The organism is Planococcus alkaliphilus (genome assembly GCF_057031095.1).
The window spans coordinates 1,777,363-1,797,324 of sequence record NZ_CM168060.1 but is presented as its reverse complement, the minus strand read 5'-3'; the positions used below and the strand labels follow the sequence as shown (position 1 = coordinate 1,797,324).

The window sequence follows — 19,962 nt, the reverse complement described above, 5'->3', positions numbered from 1 at the left end:
TAAAATCGAGATATGCTTTTAATTATTAAATTTTTTCACAAAAAAAAGCGGCCGGAGCCGCTTTACATAGCTTCTACTATTCCGTTTTGCAGTAAATACATTTTATGGTAAAGTCCGCGTTCTGCAAGCAATTCTTGATGTGTCCCGCGTTCAACAATTTCACCGTGATGCAAAACTAAAATTTGGTCTGCGTCTTGGATTGTACTAAGCCGGTGTGCAATGGCAATCGTCGTCCGCCCTTTTCGCATGCGTTCGAGCCCTGCCTGGATTGCGATTTCGGTTTCAGTGTCAATATTCGCTGTTGCTTCATCAAGCACCAAAATTTTCGGATCGGTCGCCATCGTCCGCGCAAATGCCACCAGCTGCCGTTGTCCGCTCGAAAAAGTCGAACCGCGTTCTGTCACGTCTTGCTGGTATCCATTCGGCAAAGCATTGATAAACCGGTCTGCCTGGACAAATTCAGCGGCGGCCCTCACTTCCGCGTCCCCCATCTGTTTGTTATGGAGGCGAATATTGCTTTCGATGCTTCCATAGAAAAGAAACGGATCTTGCAGCACCAATCCAATTTTCTTGCGGAGCTCTTGTGATTCGTAATTCTTAACCGATTCCCCATCGATTAGAATGTCCCCTTTAGAGAATTCATAGAAGCGCATCAATAAGTTAATGATGGAACTCTTGCCGCTTCCCGTATGCCCCACTAACGCGACCGTCTCACCCGGCATCGCTGTGAATGAAATATGCTTTAAAACGTCTGTAATGCCGTCGTAAGAAAAACTGACATCTTTAAATTCGATCCGGCCGTCTTCAATAGTGCCGGCCGTGTTTTTTTGAGATGGCGCCATGTCTTCTTCGTCCAATAGTGAAAATACGCGCGCTGCAGCGACAATGGCTTGCTGGAAAATGGAAAGCCGCTGCATAACTTGATTGATTGGCTCAAAAAAACGGTCAATATACGTCACAAACGCATAAATCACTCCGACTTCCACAGTATTCGAAAAAGAAGTGATGCCGAAATAGCTTAATAGAATAATCAACGCCAATGTATAAACCAAATCGATTGCAGGCCGCAAAAGCAATCCGTCAATTTTGATATTGCGTTTTCCGGCTTTCCAATGCTGCTCGTTGATATCGCTGAATTCGTCTTTCAACCGCTTTTCCTGGCCAAATGCTTGAATCATGCCCATGCCTTGGACCGATTCTGAAATCTTGGCATTCAATTGCCCCAGCCGCTCGCGCAGATCCTGATAAAATACGGAACTGTATTTGCGGTAAAGGTACATGATCCAAAACAGAATCGGCAACAGGACAAGCGAAATAGCTGCCAATTTAACATTCAGGAAGAACATCGCGATATAGACGCCGATAATCAAGAAAGCGCTTTGGATGAATCCGATCAATACACTGACAAACATTTCCTTGATTGCTTCCGTATCATTCGTCACCCTCGATACGATGCTGCCGGCAGGCGTCTTGTCAAAATAGCGCATGCCAAGATTCTGGACTTTAGCAAAAACGTCGATGCGCATTTGCTGAATGATTTTTAAAGCCGCTTCCTGGAATTTCAGCAATTGAAAATAACTGATGACGACATTGGAAATCTGGATAAACAAATAAGCTAATGCGAGACCCACTACAGGCCCTGTCGGAAAATTACCCGGGGTCAAAAAATCATCGATAAACATTTTAATGAGAAATGGCCCCAACACATCTCCGACAACGGTGAGTACCAGTAAGCCTAAAGCAAATGCCAGCATCTTTTTGTGGGGAGCCAAATAAGTGAGCAGGCGCTTAAACACGTTCCATTGGTCTTTGCCGGTCAACGACTGCTGCTTTTCCATCATAACTCGCCTCCTTGCTCGACGAGCGCCTCTAATTGCTGGAGCTCATACATTTCATAATAACGGCCTCTTTTCCTCATCAATTCCGCGTGTGTCCCAATCTCCGCCACTGTTCCTTCGTGCATGACGAGGATTTGGTGCGCATGTTGGATTGCACTGAGGCGATGCGACGTAATGATCGTCGTCTGTCCGCTGCGCGTTTCTTTTAAAGAAGTCAAGATGGCTTCTTCCGTTTTCGCATCAACCGCCGACAAAGAATCATCCAAAATCAGCAATTCCGGCTTCATCATTAACGCACGGGCAATTGAAATCCGCTGTTTCTGGCCGCCCGAAAGAGAAACGCCGCGTTCTCCGACTACCGTTTCGTAGCCGTTGGTGAAATTCAGGATATCTTCATGGATATAAGCAAGCTTAGCAGCTTCCTGTACTTCTTCTAGCATGGCTTCTGGCCGGGCAAATGCAATATTGCCCGCGATGGTTGTTGAAAACAGGAAATGCTCTTGCGGCACATAGCCGATCGCTTCGCGCAAATACTGTTTTTTGTATTCATTGATCGAAATGCCGCCAAATGTAATCTCGCCCTCGTACTGATCAAATTCCCTCAATAGCAAGCGCAGGATGGCAGATTTCCCAGATCCGGTTTTCCCTGCGATGCCAAGCGTTTCTCCTTGTTTTAAACGGAAATGAATGTTTTGGAGAGCCGCTCGTTCGTCGCCTGTGAAATTAAACCGTTCGAGTGCAAACACAAGATCTCCTTGCGGCTTGAAATCGACAGCATCTTCCTGGTCTTCGATTTCCACCGGTGCTGCAAGCAAGAGGCGGATGCGGTCATAGGATGCCCGGCCGCGTTCGACGATATTGAATAGCCAACCGAAAGCGAGCATCGGCCAAACGAGCAAGCCGAGATAGGCAGTGAAAGCGACCAAATCGCCAATGGTCATGCTTCCTGAAACGACAAAATACGATCCGAATCCAATGGCCAGAAGATAACAGACGCCGATGATAGCCGAAATAGTCGGATCGAACAGGGAATCGACACGGGCCACTTTAATATTTTCATCGACTACAGTATGCGACAGCCGCTTGAAATCTTCGATGTCTTCTTTTTCTTGGCCAAAAGTCTTGATTACTTTCATGCCTGAAATGCTTTCCTGCGTTTTATCGTTCAAACTCGAAAAGGCTTCTTGGGCTTTATGGAAACGTTGATGCATCAATTTCCCGTAATAATTCGTCATATATGCCATCAATGGAAGCGGAAGCAAGACGATTAACGTCAACTTCCAGCTGATTGTCAACGCCATGGCCGCAATGACAAACCCGCCAGTAGCCAAGGAATCGACAAGCGTCAAAACTCCGGCCCCTGCAGTCTGCTGGACGGCTTGAATATCATTCGTTGCATGAGCCATCAAATCGCCGACCCGCCGCTTCTGATAAAACGCCGGAGACATCCGGGTAAAATGCCGGAAAAGCTGTTCCCGTAAATTTCTTGCCAAAAGAATCGAAGATCCAAAAATCATGATCCGCCATGCATAGCGAAGTGCGTACATGGCAAGTGCTGCACCGGCCAACACCCCTAGCCACATTAGCAGATAAGGTTTTGTCAACGTCCCTTTGCTGATTTCATCCACTACAAAACCGATAATCCGCGGTGGCAACACTCCGAGAAATGCCACAATCAGCAGCATGAAAATACCGATAGCATAATGAAGTTTCCGTTCTTTAAAAAACCACCCTAACTCGAAAAACACACGCATATTCTCTTCCCCTTGCTGTTCGATATGGAACTACCTGTCTTATTTTATCAATACCATTATGTAAAAGGAATAAATATTTCGATTCTTGAAGTAAATCAGACAATAGGCTGAGAATTTTCGGGATGAGCGTTCTTTCCATCATAGATTTCCTAGTTAATCCTGTTTGGAAAATCAAAAAAGCGGAATTCCTAAGGGGGATAGGAATTCCGGTCAAAGGTGCCGATAGCGGGTACCAAGCGCTATGGCTTTATAAGATTGGACTTGATTACCCGATGAGTTGCTTGGCAAGTCCCAACTGGTGGTGTACTTGTTCAAAGCCGGTGCCGCCGAGTGAATTGCGGCGTTTAACTGCAGTTTTGGGCATTAAGGTCTCATAAATATCTTCTTCTATCAACACACTTGCTTGTTGCAGATCGGCAAGCGGAAGATCTTTTAAATAATAGCCTCGTTGAATGCACGTAAAGACCAGTTTTCCGGTAACATCATGCGCTTCGCGGAATGGCATGCCTTTAGCTGCCAAATAATCGGCAAGTTCTGTGGCATTGGAAAAGTCGGAATGGACGGCTTTTTCCATCGAATCGGTACGGACAGTCATCGTCCGGACCATGCCTTCAAATATCGGCAATGAACCCATTAATGTATGGACGGTGTCAAACATGCCTTCTTTATCTTCTTGCATGTCTTTATTGTAAGCGAGTGGCAACCCTTTTAAAGTCGTCAGCAAACCAAACAGATTGCCGTAGACACGGCCAGTCTTGCCGCGGATCAGTTCCGCCATATCCGGATTTTTCTTTTGCGGCATGATGCTCGATCCGGTAGAGAACGCATCATCCAATTCAATAAATCGGAATTCTTCGCTTGACCAAAGTATGATTTCTTCAGCAAAACGCGACATATGCATCATCAGCATCGATGCATTGCTTAGAAATTCCACAATGAAATCACGATCGCTCACGGCATCCAGGCTGTTTTGGTAGACGCCTGAAAATCCGAGCAGGCTCGCTGACAATTCCCGGTCAATCGGGAATGTCGTCCCGGACATCGCCCCTGCGCCAAGCGGCGAAAGGTCGATGCGTTTTAAGGATTCCGACAAACGTTCTTTATCGCGCTGGAGCATCCAGAAATATGTCATCAAATGATGGCCGAATGAAATCGGCTGGGCACGCTGAAGATGTGTATAACCGGGTACAATTGTTTCCACATGAGTTTCAGCCTGATCGACGATAGCCGTCTGGAATGCTGTCACAGCTTCTATTATTTCTGTTACCCGATTTTTCAAATAAAGATGCATATCTGTCGCAACTTGATCATTCCGGCTTCTCGCCGTGTGAAGCTTGCCGCCGACCGGGCCGATTTCATCGATCAGGAATTTTTCCAAATTCAAGTGAATGTCTTCATTTGCTACGCTGAACTCCAAATCGCCCGCCGATGCTTTTCCTTTCAAGATCTGCAGCCCAGATAAAATAAGAGCTGCATCTTCTTCTGAAAGGATGCCGCAAGCCGATAGCATTTTAACATGGGCCGTGCTGCCTTCTAAATCTTCTAGTACAAGTTTTTGGTCAAAGGAAATCGATGCGCCGAACTCATCCACCCACTGTTCGGCCGATTTCTGGAAACGGCCTCCCCACAGTTTGGTCATGGTTGAACGCCTACCTTTACGTTTTCAGGGATCGCGACTTCTTTTTTATTGACTTGTGCATTGACCACAGTTGGAAGCCCCCACAATTCGATAAAGCCGACTGCCGATTCGTGGTTGAATGTATCATCAGTCGAATAAGTAGCCAATTGTTCGCTGTACAGAGAATTCGCGGACTTACGGCCTTCAACGATTGCATGGCCTTTAAACAATTTCACACGCACTGTGCCATTGACAAAGGTTTGCGTTTCTTGCAAAAATGCTTGAAGCGCTGTACGAAGCGGCGAGAACCAAAGGCCTTCGTAAATCAATTCCGTCAATTTCTTTTCAATTACCGGCTTGAAATGCGCCATTTCTTTTACGAGTGTAATGTCTTCAAGCTCTTTATGCGCTGCAATTAAAGTCATCGCAGCTGGAGCTTCATAAATTTCTCGTGATTTGATGCCGACGAGACGGTTTTCAACATGGTCGATTCTGCCGACGCCGTGCTTGCCTGCAAGCTTGTTCAATTCAAGGATCAAGTTGGCGAAGGTATAGGAAACACCGTCCAACTGGACAGGAACGCCATTTGCAAATTCAATTTCGACCACATCCGGTGTATCCGGTGTGTTTTCCAAAGCGTTTGTAATGTCATATGCTTCTTCTGGCGGTGCAGCCCATGGGTCTTCTAAAACGCCGCATTCGTTGGCGCGGCCCCATAAGTTTTGGTCGATCGAGAATGGGCTGTCCAAGTTGACCGGAATCGGCACATTGTTTTCTTTCGCATAAGCAATTTCTTCATCACGCGACCATGCCCAAGCACGAACCGGGGCAACCACTTCAAGTGCCGGGTTCAACGATTTGATGGAAACTTCAAAGCGGACTTGGTCGTTGCCTTTGCCTGTACAGCCGTGCGCTACTGCAGTAGATCCTGTCGCTTCTGCAATTTCCACCAGTTTTTTCGAAATCAACGGGCGGGATAACGCGGATACAAGCGGATATTTGCCTTCGTATAGCGTATGAGCCTGCATGGATACAAGTGCATATTCATTCGCGAATTCTTCTCTCGCATCAATCATATAACTTTCAACCGCTCCGACTTGAAGCGCTTTTTGTTTAATGAAATTCAAATCTTTTCCTTCCCCGATATCCAGGCACACAGCGACAACGTCGTAGCCTTGTCCTTTCAGCCACGGAATGGCCACCGATGTATCTAATCCACCTGAGTATGCGAGTACGATCTTTTTATTCAATAGGAAAACCTCCAATGTATTTTTATGCATTATTTAATATGAATATTCATATACTAACACGGAATATTTATTAGTGCAAGTGAATTTAATTGCATTCCACCAAAAAAAGAAAGGCAGCTGCAGCTGCCTTTCTTGTTGAAATATTCTCACAAATAAACAGTTTCTATTTAAAAACTGAAGCGTTGAAGAGAAAGTTTATTCTCCGCCAATTGTATATTCATGTGTATCCAAATCGATTTTGACTTCAGACATTTTGCCATTCTCCATATTGGTGAACAGGAATCCGATTTCGTTTTCGCGCACAATCGGCTGGCCCAGCATCAATAAGCGCGGAAGTTTCTCGCCTTCGATAAAGGCGGTCAAAGCTTTGGCCTCTTCCAATGATGCTTCATCTTCTTGGATCGACACGGTTTCAGCCTTGCCTTCCATCGGGAACGAATCTGCGAGCGGACCTTTATAATCAACGACCACTTTCATGCCGGTGCGGATATCGCTGATCACACCGTCTTTCTGTTCCTTGCCATCATCATGCTTTATGCTAACTTCTTCAGGAATCGTGAAGTAAATATTATTGACGAGGATCTGGTCTGCCGTAACTTGAGTGATAAATCCTTCTTCTGTCATCTCCTGCTGCTGCTCCGTCGCCACTTCTTCTTTTTTAGGTTCTTCAACTTTCGGCTTTGCCTCTTCATCATTTGAACACGCGGCTAAAAATAACAAACTTGCCATCAATATAGTGAATTTCTTCAAAATAATCCATTCCTTTTCGTGTTAATCTCAGTTGTGCTGTCCATATTTTGAAAAGTCCAACGGCTTTATTTTAACCTTTAAACCGGCATTACGCAATAACAAACCGATGACGGCGATTACGCTTTCTGGTAATAAAACAGGCCGTCGCCATCCAGCCTTTCAGTAATGAGCCCATCCTCCAGTAGATAATCGATCTGGCCGATCGTTTCGGAAAGCGTCAGCCCCAGTTCTTTCACATACGCATGCGGGAACAATTCCTTAGCAAGCATATAGACGGTCTTTTCTTCGTGCTCGATCATATTCAATACTTTCATGGCACGGAGATGCTGCTTCTCTAAGCGCGAAGTAATCAATTCCTTCATATTTCGGACTTCTTCCCCGTGTCCGCTATAAATGACCTCAATCGGCATCTTCAACAGTCTCCCGAGCGATTCATTGTATTGAAGCAATGATTTCGGACGCCCTTGATCCGGATCAAGCGGCGGTTCAATCAGCGGATTTGACGATACTTTCGCAATGACGTGGTCGCCGCCGATCATTTCACTTGTTTCCGCATTCCAAAAAGACAGATGGCTTTGGGCATGCCCGAGCGTCTCCATGACTTTCCATTCCTCATGGCCTGGCAGGACATCGCCTTCATTGATCGACATATCGAGCGGACGGCTGCCCATCAGATTCAACGGCCGCTTCATCTTTTTAACCCAATATTCCAAGTCATCCGGCACGCCTTCTTCTTTTAAGCGTTCCATATAGAAGGCATCGTGGTATTGAAAAAAGGCTTCATCTCTTCTTAACCACAAATCGTTATAAGGATGGCCATATAATTTAGCATTCTCAAAACCATCCACCCAGCCTGCATGGTCGGGATGATGATGCGTTAAAACCACTTGCTCGATATCCTGCGGACGTAAATTCACTTCCTTAAGCCCCGCTTTTATCGCTTCCCATGCTTCCGGAGTTTTCGGCCCGGCATCAATTAAAGTCAGGGCATCGCCTTTTAATAAGTAGGAGTTTACATCTCCTACTGCAAAAGGTGTCGGAATAATAATCTTATGTATACTCATTACATCAGCTCCTTAAAGAATGAATGGCTATTCATCTATCATACAGCTTAAAAACCGAGCCGTCACGCCTAAAAGCCATTTGACAAATATTCAGCCCTCCCCCTATAATGCAGTTACATAGTCGAGCGAAGAAAAAGACCAGTAAAGACGGTGATGGTGTATAGAGAGTGCGCTATTGGTGAAATGCGCATCCCCGCTCCCTTCTTGAACCTACTTTTGAGCTGCCGTGAAAACACGGACGTTTTATCCGCGATAAGGATTACGAGTCGTGCCGTTTACCGGCAAACTTAGGTGGTACCGCGGAAACCAAGCGTTTTCGTCCTTGCAAATGCTGGGACGGATGCGCTTTTTTTAATGCGCAAAATCACAGGCTCGCATTTTCTTACTTAAGACAAAGGACGTGATGAAGATGGATATCGTATGTGTAGGCGCTGGGTCGATGGCAGAGTCCATGGTGCATGGATGGATCCAGAAAAAGATTTTAAAGCCGGAAGAAATTTCCGTGATGAATAAATCCGATAAAGAACGGCTCGAATTTTTGAAAGATGAGTACGGTGTGAAAATTGTCCAGAAAGAGAAAAAAGAATTGAGGCAAGCCGATTTTATTTTATTGGCGATGAAGCCGAAAGATGTAGCAGCCGCCCTTAACGATATTAAAGACAAGCTTTCTGATAAAACGGTTATTCTTTCTGTGGTGGCAGGTGTTTCCATTGAAACGATCCAAAAATATGTCGGCAATTTGCCGGTGGCTCGCGCCATGCCAAATACTTCTGCAAAAATCGGCAAATCCGCGACAGGGGTCGCATGGAGCCGCTACGTTTCCACGCGCCAACAACACGATTTAAGAAATTTGCTTTCCTCGATTGGCGGCGTCACCGTTGTCGAGGAATCCCAGCTTGATGCCGTGACGGCTGTGGCTGGCAGCGGACCTGCATTCATCTATTATTTTGCTGAGGCGATGACGGAAGCTGCTATTCAAAACGGCCTGTCTCCTGGAGATGCAAAGAAACTGGTACGCCAAACTTTCTCCGGCGCAGCTGACATGCTGCAGCAAGACGACTTTGCAGAGCTGCGAAAAAAAGTCACTAGTCCGAACGGCACGACTGCAGCAGGCATCGCTTCGCTTGAAAAAAATGATTTCAAAGGGACGATCGGGCAATGCATCGAACAGGCTGCTGCGAGATCCCGAGCTTTGGGACGAGAGTTCGAATAAGGTATTTTGCTATACTTAAACTCTAATTGTTTTGTAAATTAGAGGAGGCATTTGGAATGGCAAAATTATTCGAAGAATACACCATTAAAAACACGACGTTTAAAAATCGCATCGTCATGGCCCCGATGTGCATGTACCAAAGCGATAAAGAAGACGGCCAAGTCACCGATTGGCACCGCATCCATTATCCGGCGCGTGCTGTCGGCCAAGTTGGGCTGATCATTTTAGAGGCTACCGCTGTAGAGCCTCAAGGCAGAATCTCTGCGCAAGACCTTGGAATCTGGGAAGATGGCCATGTCGAAGGTCTGGCTGAACTCGTCCGCCTGATGAAATTGCACGGTTCGAAAACCGGCATCCAATTAGCACATGCCGGCAGAAAAGCGACCGTAGACGGACCGATTCAAGCTCCGAGTGCAATCGCTTTTAGTGACCAATACAAATTGCCGATAGAAATGAGCGTCGAGGAAATCCAGGAAACGGTCGAGGCGTTTAAGGCGGCTGCCGTACGTTCCAAGCAAGCTGGATTTGATGTAATTGAACTGCATGCGGCACATGGTTATTTGATCAACCAGTTCCTGTCGCCGCTAAGCAATAAACGCAGCGATGAATACGGCGGATCGGCGGAGAACCGCTACCGCATTTTGAAAGAAATCATCGATGGCGTCAACGAGGTGTGGGACGGTCCCTTATTTGTCCGCATTTCTGCACATGACTATACAGAAGGCGGCATGACGCCAGAATTATATGTGGAAATGACGAAGTGGATGAAAGACCAGGGCGTAGATTTAATCGATGTCAGTTCAGGGGCTGTCGTTCCTGCAAAAATCAATGCTTTTCCAGGATATCAAGTTCCGTTTGCTGAAACCATTAAGCATAAGACGCCTATTGAAGTTGGCGCAGTTGGACTGATTACAAACGCCCTGCATGCTGAAGAGATCCTGCAAAATGAACGCGCTGATTTGGTCTTCCTGGCCCGCGAATTGCTTCGCGACCCTTACTGGGCATATACAGCAGCGAAAGAGTTGAACGCGGATATCGACGTGCCAGTGCCGTATAAGCGCGGATGGGTGTAAGGCAGTTGCAAAAAACTCAAAATTTAGTATACTAAAGGTAACTCAATGAAGAATGCATGGGTCTGATTTCGACTCAGATTTAGACTTCTTCATAAAAAAACCGAATGCAGAGCGCATTCGGCCAGCTGCATACCGCTTGAGAGCGGTTCGGCTGGAATTAGGCTTTGAAAAATAACCGTCATTCCTCACCACAGGGACGGTTATTTTTTTTTATTGATGACGAGAATCATTGAAACGACGAAAGTCAATGCACTAATGGTCAGGCCAATGCTCGTAAAAACAAGGCCGAATGATTCTGTAATCGTCATGTTACCACCCCCTTTCCTGGGGAATGGCCTTACCGCCCTCTGCAGCTGTACCTTTATTTTAACACAAAAAGAACGTATGTTCTATTATTTGCATAAAAAATTTTGAACTCTCAAAAAAAGCCATCTTTTTATCGATGGCTTTCCAGTTTCTTCTTGAATTTTCGTGTATGCAGATTCCAATCAAATTCCATAAAATCCCGTGCAATCACCAGATCCGGAAATATGTCTTTGACTTGGTTTTTTAAGATTTTTTCGTCTTCCGGCAAAAATCTTGCGCTGATGTGGTTGGCAATCAGCAAGTTCGCCTCAGCTCTTTGCGCCGTTTCAGCTGCGTCGGAAATGGTGGAATGGCCATAGTCTTTCGCCAATTTTTGGGTCTCAGCATCGAATGTGGCTTCGTGGACCACTGCATCCGCCCCGCGGCTTAAATCAATCGCCGCTTGGCAAAAACGGGTGTCTCCCAAAATGGATAAGATAAACCCGGGCTGCTCCGCTTCCGTCACTTCTGAGCTTTTTACCATCTTGCCGCCTTCAAGCTCTACATCTACCCCGCTTTTCAATTTCGCAAGCAGTGGGCCTTTCGGAACCCCAAGAGCGGTGGCTTTTTCAATATTCAATTTCGGCGGCCGTGGTTTTTGCGTGATCCGATAGCCGTAGGAAGGAATGACATGGTCTAGCAAAGCCGTTTCTACGATCATCGTGTCATCTTCAAAAATTCGGCCTTCCAGCTTTTCGTTAAAGAGAATCGGATACGTAAGATGGGTCCGGCTGATTTTCAAGACGCTTTCTACGAATTCCTTGATGCCTTTCGGTCCATAGATTTCAAGCGGCTGATCGCTCCCTTGGAACGAACGGGAGCCGAGCAATCCCGGCAAACCGAAAATATGGTCGCCATGTAAATGGGTGATGAAGATTTTCTCGATTTTCCGGGGTTTCAAGGTCGTATGAAGGATTTGATGCTGAGTGGCTTCTCCGACATCGAAAAGCCAGATGGTGCCGCGTTCTTCGAGCAATTTAAGTGCAAGCGAACTGGTATTTCGCTGTTTGGACGGCATGCCCGCTCCTGTCCCAAGAAATAATAATTGCATAATCCCCCTACTTTCTTTCGTGGTCATCCAAAAAGTCTTTGCTGAAGCTCGTCTTGGAATCGTATGAGGTTTTTTTAAGTTTAACCCCTTTGCTCAGCACATTTTTGCCGAATTTGGTTTCAAGCTGCGAAATCAAATTCAAGATCGGCTCTTCTTTGGCGTGTTCCTGAAAATTAAAAATGGATAATTGCTCGGTCATGTCTTCTTTTGCCGCTACATTCGATACGGTTACACCGACTAAGCGCAAAGGCTCTCCGTTCCAATTTTTGATGAACAATTGCCAAGCGTTGCGAAAGATATCATCGGCTTTCCATACCGTATTCCGTAAAGTCACACTGCGTGTCCGGTTTTTCCATTCTGAGCTGCGCGTTTGAATGCTGACAGTTGGCCCGGCCAATTCCTTTGCTTCCAACCGGTTTGCCACTTTTGCACTGAGTTTCCGGAAGATAGCTTTTAAATTTTCCTCATCCGTTTCATCAATCGGCAAAGTAGTGGAAGTTCCCACGCTTTTTGTATCGTAGATGGATTCAGGATCCACAGCCCGGTCGTCGATTCCGTTCGCCCGATTTTGCAGCCTCAAGCCGTTCTTGCCCATTTTCTCTTTGATCAATCCGGCATTTGCCTGAGCTAAATCGCCAATTGTCACAATGCTTAAGTTTTTCAGTTTGTCTGCTGTACTTTCGCCGATGCCATGCATTTCAATGACTGGAAGCGGCCATAGCTTCTCTCGGATTTCCCGTTTCCTTAAAATGGTGATGCCCATCGGTTTCTTCATATCCGAAGCTGTTTTTGCCAGAAATTTATTCGGCGCAATGCCAATTGAACAAGGAAGGTCCAGTTCCGCTAAAATCCGTTGCTGAATTTCTTCTGCCAGCGAAACGGCATTCCGTTCCTGGGCTAATTCCGTCATATCGATATAACCTTCGTCTATCGAAACCGGCTCGACCAGATCGGTATAGGAACGCAGAATTTCGAACATGGCTTTTGAGGCAATGCGATACCGTTCAAAATTGGGCGGTAAAAGAATCAAATCCGGAAACTTGCGCTTCGCTTCAAAAACTTGCATGGTCGTGTAAATGCCGTGTGCCCGTGCTTCGTAGGAACATGTCACAATGATGCCTCGCCGTTCTTTCGGATTCCCGGCAATCGCAATAGCTTTCCCTTTTAAGGACGGGTCATGGGATTGCTCGACGGATGCATAAAAACTATTCATATCTATGTGGAATATCACTCGCCCGCTCATGGAAATCGCTTCACTTTCTCTTTTTCTTTCATTTTAACAAAAAAAGAGAGAACAAACAGCTTGTTCTCTCATTGTACAACTTATTCGATTATTAGTTGGCTTTAGTCGATTCTTTAACGATTTCAATCAGCAATTGGGCTAATTTCTCTAATTCTTCCACCGGTATGCGTTCTTTTGTCGTATGGATTTCTTCATAGCCCACACAAAGATTTGCGGTCGGGATGCCAAAGCCATTGAAGATATTCGCGTCGCTTCCTCCACCGCTCGTCAAAACAGGCGATGGTCGGCCGATTTTTTCCGCTGCTCTCTTCGCAATCTGAACAACGCGCTCCGTCTCTTCGAAATGGAAGCCCGGATACATCAATTTAACTTCGGTTACGGCCTTTCCGCCCATCTGTTTCGCGACCGTTTCAAAAACGGATTCCATATGCGCTGTCTGGGCAGCTAATTTATCTTCGCTGATTGACCGTGCTTCAGAAAGGATATGCACTTCGTCGCAGACGATATTCGTCGCTTGTCCGCCTTCGAAGCGACCGATATTGGCTGTCGTTTCCTCGTCGATGCGGCCCAGGTTCATCTTCGCAATCGCTTTTGCTGCAATTGTAATTGCTGAAATCCCTTTTTCTGGTGCAACGCCCGCATGCGCTGTTTTCCCATGGATGGTCGTCCATAATTTCGCTTGGTTCGGAGCTGAAGTGACAATTCCGCCGACTTTTCCATCGCTGTCAACAGCATAGCCATATTCTGCAATCAATAGGGACGGATCCAATTCTTTCGCTCCAGCGAGTCCGCTTTCTTCGCCAGCCGTTATGACAAACTGGATATCGCCGTGTTCCACTTGCTGTTCTTGGATTGTCCGGACCATTTCAAACAAAGCGGCAATCCCTGCTTTATCATCAGCACCAAGTATAGTCGTACCATCCGAAACCACATAACCGTCGCGCACTTCCGGCTTGATGCCTTTTCCTGGCACTACCGTGTCCATATGCACGGTGAAATAAATGGCAGGCACTTCCGTAAAGGCACCACGCAGCGTCGCAATCAAATTATTCGCACCATGTCCGTTTCGGACTGATGAATCGTCTTCCGCCACATGGAAGCCGATATCCTCTAATTTTCGTTTTAAAACCGAAGCAATTTCCGCTTCATTTTTTGTTTCGGAATCAATCTGGACCAATTCCAGAAACTCATTTAATAATCTATCCTTGTTCATCTGGCACCCCTCTTTTATAAAATCTATGAAAGTAAAGACATTCCAGTTTGAAAAGGAATGGAAAGGAACTTGTCTTATTCGGACAACAGTTTCTCGTTTCTTTAATTCTTGCAGCGTGAATGACTTTCGGAAATACGATAGCCGTTTGCGCTTTTCTTATTGTCCAGACTCCAACGGCCAGATTCTCGGACATAAGCCATTCTGGCTGTGCGGCAAAGAGCGCCGCTTCGCCAGCCCGTCTTATGCCTGTCGAACCTGAACGGCCGTTTGCGCTTTTCTTATTACAAAGGCATATTCCCGTGTTTTTTCGCTGGTCGCGTATCTTTTTTATTGCGCATCATTTCAAGTGCTTGGATCAGTTTGATGCGGGTTTCACGCGGATCGATGACGTCATCAACCATTCCGCGAGCAGCAGCCACGTAAGGATTCGCGAATTTTTCGCGGTATTCCTCGATTTTAGCAGCCCGTGTTTCTTCCGGATAATCGCTTGCCGCAATTTCGCGGGCGAAGATTATATTCGCTGCTCCTTGCGGCCCCATCACTGCAATTTCAGCATTTGGCCATGAATAAACAAGGTCAGCTCCGATTGACTTCGAGTTAAGCGCTACATATGCACCCCCGTATGCTTTTCGAAGAATGACCGTCATTTTCGGAACCGTCGCTTCTGAATAAGCGTAAAGGATTTTCGCGCCGTGGCGGATAATGCCCCCGTGCTCTTGTTTGATGCCCGGGAAGAAACCCGTCACATCTTCAAATGTGATCAACGGAATATTAAATGAATCACAGAAACGAATAAAGCGCGCTGCTTTATCGGATGAATCGATATCCAGGCCACCAGCCATCACTTTCGGCTGGTTGCAGACTAGCCCGACTGTTTCGCCTTTGATGCGCGCAAGTCCAATGACGATGTTGCGGGCAAATTCCGGCTGCACTTCCATAAAGCTGTCCGTATCCACTACTTGTTCAACCACTTTGCGGACGTCATAGGGACGGATTGCTTCAAACGGAACGATATCTGCAAGATCCGGACGGTAATCGTCTTTTTCATCCACTTCCAGGCGCGGCGGCATTTCCTGATTGTTTTGCGGCAGGTAGCTGATCAAGCGGCGCACCATCTTCAGCACTTCCTGTTCGGAATCCGAACGGAAATGCGCATTTCCGCTTATAGCTGTATGTACTCGAGATCCACCAAGGTCTTCAGAAGAAATCTTTTCCCCTGTCACAGTTTCAATTACTTTCGGTCCTGTAATGAACATCTGGCTCGTTTTATCGACCATGAACACAAAGTCCGTGATAGCTGGCGAATAAACAGCACCGCCAGCAGAAGGCCCCATGATGACCGAGATTTGAGGGATAACGCCTGAATAGATCGAATTGCGGTAGAAAATATGGCCGTAACCATCCAGCGACAACACGCCTTCCTGGATGCGGGCTCCGCCTGAATCGTTCAACCCGATGAACGGCGCTCCATTTTTAGCAGCCAAGTCCATGACATTGGCGATTTTTTTGGCATGCATTTCACCGAGTGCCCCGCCGAACACAGTAAAGTCTTGCGAAAACAAATAGATTGGACGGCCGTTCACTTTCCCGTATCCCGTAACAACCCCTTCGCCTGGCCCTTTTGCCATGCCAAAATCGATCGTGCGGTGTTCCACAAACGGGCTAAGTTCCACAAAGGAATCTTCATCGACAAGCAATTCGATGCGCTCCCGAGCCGTTAATTTCCCTTTTTCGTGCTGTTTGTCTATCCGTTCTTCTCCGCCTCCAAGTTCAATCTCCCGTTTGCGGTCGTATAATTCATTGATTCTTTCGTAAATGTCCATTTCCCCACTCCTCAATCATTGCTTTTCACAAAGTTCGTATAATACGCCATTTGAAGATTTCGGATGCAAGAATGCCACTAAAGCGCCGCCTGCCCCTGGATTTGCATGTTCACTTAACAATTGTACCCCATTTTCACGAAGTTCTTTCATACGGGATTCGATGTCATCCACTCCGAAAGCGATGTGATGGATGCCTTCGCCTCTTTTTTCGATAAATTTATAAACCGCTCCAGCGCTATCCATCGGCTCGAGCAATTCCAGTTTAATATTGCCGGCATCGATAAAAGCCACACGCACCTTCTGCGATTCCACTTCTTCAATTTTCAATAAAGGACAGCCGAGCGTTTCCGTATAATAAGGAAGCACTTCGTTAATGTTTCGTACCGCAATTCCGATATGGTCGACTTTCTTCATTAAATTCACTTCCTTTTTTTATGTTCTCTTTTATTGTACAGATTCACATAGGAAAACTCTAGTTCTTCTTGAATATTTGGATAATGCCAGAGCTACGCCTATAAAATGTGCTCAAACTATGCTATTATAGAAACAAAGTTCAACTATCTATAAAGGAGTTTCGATGGATGAGAAATAGTGCTTTCCGAAAAGTAATCGTCTACACAATGGTCGGTTTAATGCTGCTTTCAAGTTTGCTAATGGGCATCAGCTTCATCATTTAATAACTGCAAAATAGAAAAAGACGGAAAATCGCACATGCCGATTTTCCGTCTTTTCTTTTGTCAGCGCAGCCGCTCCACACAAAATTGATAAATGGACGCTGTCGCGAGGCAATCCCCTAAAGCATCATGGGCATCATGCTCCAATTTCAAAAAAGCGGTCAGCGTCGTCAGCTTATGGTTCGGCGTTTCTGTAATGGCTCTTCTGGCAAGTTTCACCGTATCAATGACCGTGTATTCCGGAATCGGCGTAATCTCTTCTAATGCATAAAGAAAGCCCATATCAAACGGCGCATTATGTGCGACAATCGGCAGTCCGCCAATGAACGCAATCAGTTCGTGGGCCACTTCTTCAATCACGGGTGCATCTTCAACATCCTTATTCGTAATGCCGGTGATCCGGGTAATGGTTCCGGAAATCGGACATTCCGGATTCACCATTAAATACATCGTTTCTTTGCGTTCGTGCTGAATGTATTTAACAGCTCCGATCTGGATGATTTTATCGCTGCCGGAACGAAGCCCGGTCGTTTCAAAATCCAGTACCACATAATCTTCAGGTGTTTGCGTAGTTGATCTATATTTTTTAGGGCGAGCGGATTGGTTTCTTGTCCACTTCGGCCGCGTCTCTTTCATTTTTTGTTCAAGAATTTGTCTGGCATCGCGTTTTTCCATGCTTTCCCTCCTCGGTTTCATGCTTTTATTATACGCGAGTTTGTTTCAAATTTCCGTTTTCAGGCTATACAAAGAGTAAGACAACAACGAGGAGGAACATAACATGGCAGAAAACAATGGTTTGGGAGACAAACTTAAAGGAACGGTCAGCAAAGCAAAAGGTGAGATGAAAGACCAGATCGGCAATGCAACTGATGACTCTAAAATGCAGCGTGACGGAAAAGCAGACAAATTAAAAGGCAAAGCACAAGACGCCATTGGCGATCTTAAAAACAAAAAATAAAACACAAGACCGGTGAAAGCTTTTCTTTCACCGGTCTTGTGTTTTTATAAGGCTGCAGCAGGTTTCGCGCTTTTGAACCCTTTATAGGAAGATTTGATTTCCAAATAAGCTTCCATCTCTTCAATTACTTGATATAAAGCGGCCATGGCCAGGAATTTTTCATGGCTGTCCGGCAGCGGCATGTCCGCAAACACGTCTTTGACGGCTTCCAGCTTTCCGATATAACGGTAGGCGGTATTTCCCGAATGGACATGGCTTGCAAGATCTTCCAAGAAATCAGCAATAAGATGGGAATGCCCAACTATTACCGGCAAAGCCGTAATTTTCGGCAGGATGCGCTCAATGATTTCCAGTTGCTGCTCCCTCATGTCAAAGTAGTGGTAGTACTTATTTTCAAGGCGGGTAACATGGTTTTCAACATCCTGATACGCTAAAGCTTTTGCATTTTTCAATAGCTCCGAGCTTTCCATCAATTCTTTCCCCGACCAGTCCGACTCCCCTTGCCGGAGATAATTTGCGATTTCCGAGAAAATTGAGGAATACAATACTTCAATCTGGTAGCGGTAATCGTCTAATTTCTTCTCGATGCTCGGCATATACATATTGACTGCAAGAGCGGTTCCGAACCCTACAGCCATCAGCGACAATTCATTGAAAAATAAATCCAGCGTCAAGTTCTGGGAATCATAAATATGCAAAAGGATGACCGAACTTGAAACAAACCCATCCGCAAATCGGAACGTCACCAAAGTCGGGATAAAAAGCAAAATCATGACGCCGATGGTCAAAGGATGGTACGCAATCCCTTCAAAAAATATAAAGGCATACGCAATTGCGATTAAACTCGCGACCAAGCGGGAAAAAGCAGCGCGTATCGATTTCTTTTTTGTCGGCTGAATGCAAAGAATCGTCAAGATTCCAGCAGAGACATAATAATCAAGCTGAAGCAACTGGGCTAACGAAATGGCAATCGCCACCCCCGCAGCTGTTTTCATCGTGCGGTAGCCAATCCTGTATTTCTTAAGTTTCATAAGCATCCCCTTATTAGAAAAGCGTAAGCGCCCGTTTAGCCCCGACAAGCGCTGGAGGGCTTGCAGTGAATGGCGTCTTTTGCCATTCACAGTAAAACCGAAGCGACTCGAGGGGCTGGGCGCGCTGGAGTCTGGACAATGAAAAGCGTAGGCAGCCGTCTAGATTCGACGGGCATAAGACGAGCTGGCGAAGCGGCGTGTTCTCAGCCGCACAGCCGGATTGGCTTATGACCCGAGAATCTGGCTGCCGAAGTCTGGACAACGCAGAAAAGTGTAAGCGGCCGTTTAAGTTCGACGGGCATAAGGCGAATTGCCGAAGCGGCGTTCTTTGCCGCACAGGCAAGGCGACTTATGACCCGAGAACTTGGCCGTTGGAGTCTGGACAATGAAAAGCGTAAGCGCTCGTTTAGCCCCGACAAGCGCTGGAGGGCTTGCAGTGAATGGCGTCTTTTTGCCATTCACAGTAAGACCGAAGCGACTCGAGGGGCTGGGCGCTGGAGTCTGGACAATGAAAAGCGTAGGCAGCCGTCTAGATTTGACGGATAAATAACGAACCTTGCAACCTACACAATCTACTCATTAAAAAAAATGCCCCTTCTTGAGGGGCATTTTCTTTAGATTTCTTCGCAATGCTCTTCAAAGATTTCTTGAATATGCGTGATAACAGACATTGGGTCATGCCCTTCGATTTCATGTCTGCCGATTTCATCGACCATTTTACCGTCTTTCATGAAGACAAAAGATGGGGATGAAGGCAAGTGGTCGTCGCCGAAAATCGCACGTGCTTGAGCTGTTGCTTCTTTGTCCTGGCCAGCAAATACAGTTACAAGGCGGTCAGGGCGTTTGTCGTAATGCACAGCATGCGTCGCTGCTGGACGGGCAATTCCGCCGGCACATCCGCAAACAGAGTTGATCATCACAAGGCTAGTGCCTGGCTGAGCTAAAACATCCGTCACTTCTTCCGGCGTCTGCAATTGTGTATACCCAGCATCGGTCATTTCTTGGCGAGCTTGAGTCACTATATCATTCATAAGAAAATTAAAATCCATTGCCATATCGAACAC

The 19,962-nt window shown here is 46.2% G+C and carries 19 protein-coding genes and 1 other annotated feature; of the genes, 5 read left to right on the top strand and 14 right to left on the bottom strand.

What is annotated here, in order from left to right:
* Positions 1 to 62 precede the first annotated feature (62 nt).
* The 6 genes from AC2EXB_RS09605 to AC2EXB_RS09580 all read right to left on the bottom strand — a co-directional run bounded on the left by AC2EXB_RS09605 (position 63) and on the right by AC2EXB_RS09580 (position 8,274).
* The gene (locus AC2EXB_RS09605) at positions 63 to 1,838 is read right to left on the bottom strand and encodes an ABC transporter ATP-binding protein (protein WP_483604734.1); all 1,776 of its coding nucleotides are present in this window, start codon (positions 1,836 to 1,838) and stop codon (positions 63 to 65) included.
* Complete coding sequence (locus tag AC2EXB_RS09600; RefSeq protein ID WP_483604654.1) at positions 1,838 to 3,592, bottom strand: ABC transporter transmembrane domain-containing protein; 1,755 nt, start codon at positions 3,590 to 3,592, stop codon at positions 1,838 to 1,840. The genes AC2EXB_RS09605 and AC2EXB_RS09600 overlap by 1 nt, the downstream gene beginning before the upstream one ends.
* 265 nt (positions 3,593 to 3,857) lie before the next feature.
* A complete protein-coding gene (gene argH / locus AC2EXB_RS09595; RefSeq protein ID WP_483604652.1) occupies positions 3,858 to 5,231 on the bottom strand; it encodes an argininosuccinate lyase in 1,374 nt (457 codons plus the stop codon).
* On the bottom strand, positions 5,228 to 6,460 hold the full coding sequence (locus tag AC2EXB_RS09590; RefSeq protein WP_483604651.1) for an argininosuccinate synthase: 1,233 nt from the start codon (positions 6,458 to 6,460) through the stop codon (positions 5,228 to 5,230). Before AC2EXB_RS09590 ends, argH begins: the two co-directional genes overlap by 4 nt.
* A 195-nt stretch (positions 6,461 to 6,655) precedes the next feature.
* The gene (locus AC2EXB_RS09585) at positions 6,656 to 7,210 is read right to left on the bottom strand and encodes a DUF3221 domain-containing protein (RefSeq protein ID WP_483604650.1); all 555 of its coding nucleotides are present in this window, start codon (positions 7,208 to 7,210) and stop codon (positions 6,656 to 6,658) included.
* A gap of 116 nt (positions 7,211 to 7,326) precedes the next feature.
* Positions 7,327 to 8,274 (bottom strand): MBL fold metallo-hydrolase, encoded by a 948-nt coding sequence (locus AC2EXB_RS09580; protein ID WP_483604649.1) that lies wholly within the window; start codon positions 8,272 to 8,274, stop codon positions 7,327 to 7,329.
* Positions 8,275 to 8,393: 119 nt separating this feature from the next.
* Positions 8,394 to 8,601 (top strand) — a binding site (T-box leader).
* Positions 8,602 to 8,683: 82 nt separating this feature from the next.
* Here AC2EXB_RS09580 and proC point away from each other — a divergent pair.
* Both proC and namA read left to right on the top strand, forming a co-directional pair.
* Positions 8,684 to 9,487, top strand: coding sequence for a pyrroline-5-carboxylate reductase (gene proC / locus AC2EXB_RS09575; protein WP_483604648.1), 804 nt, complete (start codon positions 8,684 to 8,686; stop codon positions 9,485 to 9,487).
* A 56-nt stretch (positions 9,488 to 9,543) separates the two neighbouring features.
* The gene (gene namA / locus AC2EXB_RS09570; RefSeq protein WP_483604647.1) at positions 9,544 to 10,560 is read left to right on the top strand and encodes an NADPH dehydrogenase NamA; all 1,017 of its coding nucleotides are present in this window, start codon (positions 9,544 to 9,546) and stop codon (positions 10,558 to 10,560) included.
* A gap of 436 nt (positions 10,561 to 10,996) precedes the next feature.
* On the opposite strand, the gene rnz is transcribed toward namA, so the two are convergent.
* From rnz to mce, 5 genes are all read right to left on the bottom strand, one after another.
* Entirely contained in the window at positions 10,997 to 11,956 is a 960-nt protein-coding gene (gene rnz / locus AC2EXB_RS09565; protein WP_483604646.1) for a ribonuclease Z, read from the bottom strand.
* A 7-nt stretch (positions 11,957 to 11,963) separates the two neighbouring features.
* Positions 11,964 to 13,199: a DNA polymerase IV gene (locus tag AC2EXB_RS09560; protein WP_483604645.1), complete on the bottom strand. Its 1,236-nt coding sequence runs from the start codon at positions 13,197 to 13,199 to the stop codon at positions 11,964 to 11,966.
* A gap of 91 nt (positions 13,200 to 13,290) precedes the next feature.
* Positions 13,291 to 14,412, bottom strand: a complete 1,122-nt coding sequence (locus AC2EXB_RS09555; RefSeq protein ID WP_235199119.1) for a M20/M25/M40 family metallo-hydrolase — start codon at positions 14,410 to 14,412, stop codon at positions 13,291 to 13,293.
* A gap of 281 nt (positions 14,413 to 14,693) precedes the next feature.
* A complete protein-coding gene (locus tag AC2EXB_RS09550; protein WP_483604644.1) occupies positions 14,694 to 16,235 on the bottom strand; it encodes an acyl-CoA carboxylase subunit beta in 1,542 nt (513 codons plus the stop codon).
* 15 nt (positions 16,236 to 16,250) lie between these two features.
* On the bottom strand, positions 16,251 to 16,649 hold the full coding sequence (gene mce / locus AC2EXB_RS09545; RefSeq protein WP_235199118.1) for a methylmalonyl-CoA epimerase: 399 nt from the start codon (positions 16,647 to 16,649) through the stop codon (positions 16,251 to 16,253).
* Between the two features lie 167 nt (positions 16,650 to 16,816).
* Here mce and prli42 point away from each other — a divergent pair, with 167 nt between their 5' ends.
* On the top strand, positions 16,817 to 16,912 hold the full coding sequence (prli42, locus tag AC2EXB_RS09540) for a stressosome-associated protein Prli42 (protein ID WP_199876604.1): 96 nt from the start codon (positions 16,817 to 16,819) through the stop codon (positions 16,910 to 16,912).
* Between the two features lie 60 nt (positions 16,913 to 16,972).
* Here the strand turns inward: prli42 and AC2EXB_RS09535 are convergent, their stop codons facing one another.
* Positions 16,973 to 17,584 carry a 3'-5' exonuclease gene (locus tag AC2EXB_RS09535; protein WP_235199117.1) on the bottom strand — a complete coding sequence of 204 codons (612 nt, stop codon included), beginning with the start codon at positions 17,582 to 17,584 and terminating at the stop codon, positions 16,973 to 16,975.
* Between the two features lie 103 nt (positions 17,585 to 17,687).
* On the opposite strand from AC2EXB_RS09535, the gene AC2EXB_RS09530 reads away from it, so the two are divergent.
* Positions 17,688 to 17,867: a CsbD family protein gene (locus AC2EXB_RS09530; RefSeq protein ID WP_483604643.1), complete on the top strand. Its 180-nt coding sequence runs from the start codon at positions 17,688 to 17,690 to the stop codon at positions 17,865 to 17,867.
* 44 nt (positions 17,868 to 17,911) lie between these two features.
* Here the strand turns inward: AC2EXB_RS09530 and AC2EXB_RS09525 are convergent, their stop codons facing one another.
* The gene (locus tag AC2EXB_RS09525; protein WP_483604642.1) at positions 17,912 to 18,904 is read right to left on the bottom strand and encodes an aromatic acid exporter family protein; all 993 of its coding nucleotides are present in this window, start codon (positions 18,902 to 18,904) and stop codon (positions 17,912 to 17,914) included.
* Between the two features lie 379 nt (positions 18,905 to 19,283).
* Between AC2EXB_RS09525 and AC2EXB_RS09520 the strand changes: the two genes are divergently transcribed.
* Positions 19,284 to 19,448 carry a hypothetical protein gene (locus AC2EXB_RS09520; RefSeq protein WP_483604641.1) on the top strand — a complete coding sequence of 55 codons (165 nt, stop codon included), beginning with the start codon at positions 19,284 to 19,286 and terminating at the stop codon, positions 19,446 to 19,448.
* A gap of 64 nt (positions 19,449 to 19,512) precedes the next feature.
* Here AC2EXB_RS09520 and AC2EXB_RS09515 read toward each other — a convergent pair whose 3' ends face one another.
* Positions 19,513 to 19,953 carry a BrxA/BrxB family bacilliredoxin gene (locus AC2EXB_RS09515; RefSeq protein ID WP_235199114.1) on the bottom strand — a complete coding sequence of 147 codons (441 nt, stop codon included), beginning with the start codon at positions 19,951 to 19,953 and terminating at the stop codon, positions 19,513 to 19,515.
* Between the last annotated feature and the right edge of the window lie 9 nt (positions 19,954 to 19,962).